The organism is Streptomyces glaucescens (genome assembly GCF_002154375.1).
GTDB lineage: Bacteria > Actinomycetota > Actinomycetes > Streptomycetales > Streptomycetaceae > Streptomyces > Streptomyces glaucescens.
In genome coordinates, this window is sequence record NZ_MUND01000240.1 from 1 (window position 1) to 2,315 (window position 2,315).

Annotated in this window: 2 protein-coding genes and 1 tRNA gene; 2 read left to right on the plus strand and 1 reads right to left on the minus strand. The window is 68.7% G+C overall.

Annotated features, from left to right (window positions below; translation table 11 throughout):
* The first annotated feature begins 49 nt into the window (after positions 1-49).
* A tRNA-Phe gene (locus CCN42_RS17170) sits at positions 50-123 on the plus strand.
* Between the two features lie 298 nt (positions 124-421).
* On the plus strand, positions 422-1,090 hold the full coding sequence (locus CCN42_RS17175) for a histone deacetylase (RefSeq protein ID WP_086736732.1): 669 nt from the start codon (positions 422-424) through the stop codon (positions 1,088-1,090).
* Between the two features lie 63 nt (positions 1,091-1,153).
* On the opposite strand, the gene CCN42_RS17180 is transcribed toward CCN42_RS17175, so the two are convergent.
* Positions 1,154-2,315 (minus strand): right-handed parallel beta-helix repeat-containing protein (locus tag CCN42_RS17180; RefSeq protein WP_211294730.1); only part of this gene is annotated, 1,162 nt, incomplete at its 5' end.

Sequence of the window (2,315 nt, forward strand, 5' to 3'; positions counted from 1 at the left end):
TTCAAATCCCGTCAGGACCGCTGAGGTTTCGTTTCACGTGAAACCTCGTGGCTGGGTAGCTCAGTTGGTACGAGCGTCCGCCTGAAAAGCGGAAGGTCGCCGGTTCGACCCCGGCCCCAGCCACAATCGCCCTATCAGGGCATACACCCCCTCCGGGATCTTCCGGGAGGGGGTGTTTTCGTGTCGGTCACGCCAGGCCGGTGCGTCCGGTGCGACCTCGTCTGCGACCTCGTTCGCGCTGCGAGCCCCGCTCATCTGGCCTCCGACTCGGACGGCACACGTCGCCGTCCCAGCCCGGATACTCACCTCAGGCAACAGCCGGCCACGCCCCTGCGCTCTGGCCGACTCCGGCTTCCCTGAGAAGTTGGTCAGGGGCACGCCGCCCCGCCAGAGTGAGGCCGTCCCCCAGGAGCGAGCACACGTGAAAGCCCTGCCCAGTATCGACTCGACGTTGCCGACCGACCGGCACCCGGAGCGGGTCTGGTACACGTCCTACGGTTCCAACATGCACCGGGACCGACTCGCCGCCTACATCATGGGCGGGCGGCCACCGGGTGCGGCGAGCGAGTATCCGGGATGCCGCAACCCCGCCATGCCGATTCGGTCCATCCCTGTGGAACTCACCGGCGCGATGTACTTCGCGACCGAGTCGCCCGTGTGGGGCGGAGGGAGGGCCTTCTACGACCCGCAGGCCAGTGGACGGGTGCTGGCCAGAGCGCATCTGGTGACTGCCGACCAGTTCGCGGACATCGCGGCTCAGGAGATGTACCGGGCGCCGGACATGGACCTGGATCTGGAGGAGGTCCTCGCACAAGGGCGTGCCGTGCTGGGTGAAGGCCGCTACGAGACGCTCGTCTGCGCTGGTCAGGTCGAGGGCATGGCTGTGCTGACCTTCACAGCCCCATGGCGAATGAACGACGTTCGATGGGTCCCGCCGTCCGCTGCCTACGTACGGTTCCTCGCCGCGGGCCTGCTCTCCGCCGGCGCCTGGGACCTCGAAGCGGTCGCTTCCTACGTCGCGGCCTGCCCCGGGGCCGCTGGCCACTGGTCGGTGCAGGACATCACCGATCTCTTGGCCGAAAGCGCCTGAAGGCCGCCCCACCGCCCCCTCCAGGCTCCGCAGGGGGCGGTTTCGTGTCTGCTGCTCAGGGGGTCACTCCAGGTTGCGGGCGCGGGTGATGTTCGGTTCGCAATCCGGGGCGATGTCCCAGGGGCCGCCGAGGTTGCCGGTCAGGTCGTTGTCCTCGATCACGCCGCTGCTGCCCCCGTCGATCCACACGCCCTCGTAGCGGTTGCGGTTGATGTTGTTGTGCCGCAGGACCGTGGAGCTGTCCTCGTCGATCCGTACGCCCACTCCGCCGTTGCCGGTGATGAAGTTGGTCTCCAGCTTGCCGAGGCCGCCCTCGTAGGCGTAGACACCGTTCACCTTGTTGTCGAAGATTTGGTTGCGGCGCAGCGTGGGGTTCGATCCGCTCTTGATCTCCACACCGTTGAACTGGTTCTCGAAGATCTCGTTGTCCTCCAGCGTGCCCAGACCGTGGTTGAAGACGAAGACGCCGCTCTGCCTGCCGCCGTGGATCTTGTTCTCGCGCAGCCGCGGGTCGGCGCCGTCGCGGATGGCGACGCAGGCGAGGCTGTCGCTGCTGATGTCGCACTTCTCCAGATCCAGCCGTCCCTGGAAGATCGTGACGGCGTGCGACCGCCCCGTTCCCGCCACCCGCCGCAGCGTCAGGTTCGACACCCGCCCGATGCCGGCCTTGAACACCAAGGCGCTGGCGTCGTGGGCCCGGATCTCGATGTCTTCGCGGTGCCCGTCACCGATGATCTCCAGCGGCTTGTCGACGATCAGGCTCTCCTCGTAGAGGCCGGGCCGGACGAGGATCCAGTCGCCGGGAGCGGCCGCCTTGATCGCCGCGCTGATCGTCGTGAAGTGGCCCCGGTGGTAGGGGTCGACCACATGGGTGGGCGACGGAGACTTGGCGGGGGTCCCGGCCGCCGCCCCGGTGTCCCCGGTCTGCCGCGTCGCCAGGTCCCGCGGGTCCGGTCGCCGCACCGGCGGGGCCACCACGGGCGGCGCCGCGACCGGGGCGGGCATCCGCCAGAACGTGTCCCGCATCCGGGTCGCCAGCTGGGCGATCGCCCGGCGCACCACCGGCGAGCTGAACGGCTCGAAGCGCAGCTCGCGCCAGTCGGCGTGCTGGCGGCTGTGCAGGACCTCGGCCAGTTCGTCGGTCGCGCGCAGCGCGGGGTCGTGGATCTCCCGGGTGTCGATGTAGTGCACCGGCAGGATCAGGTCCTGCCGGTGCACTACATCG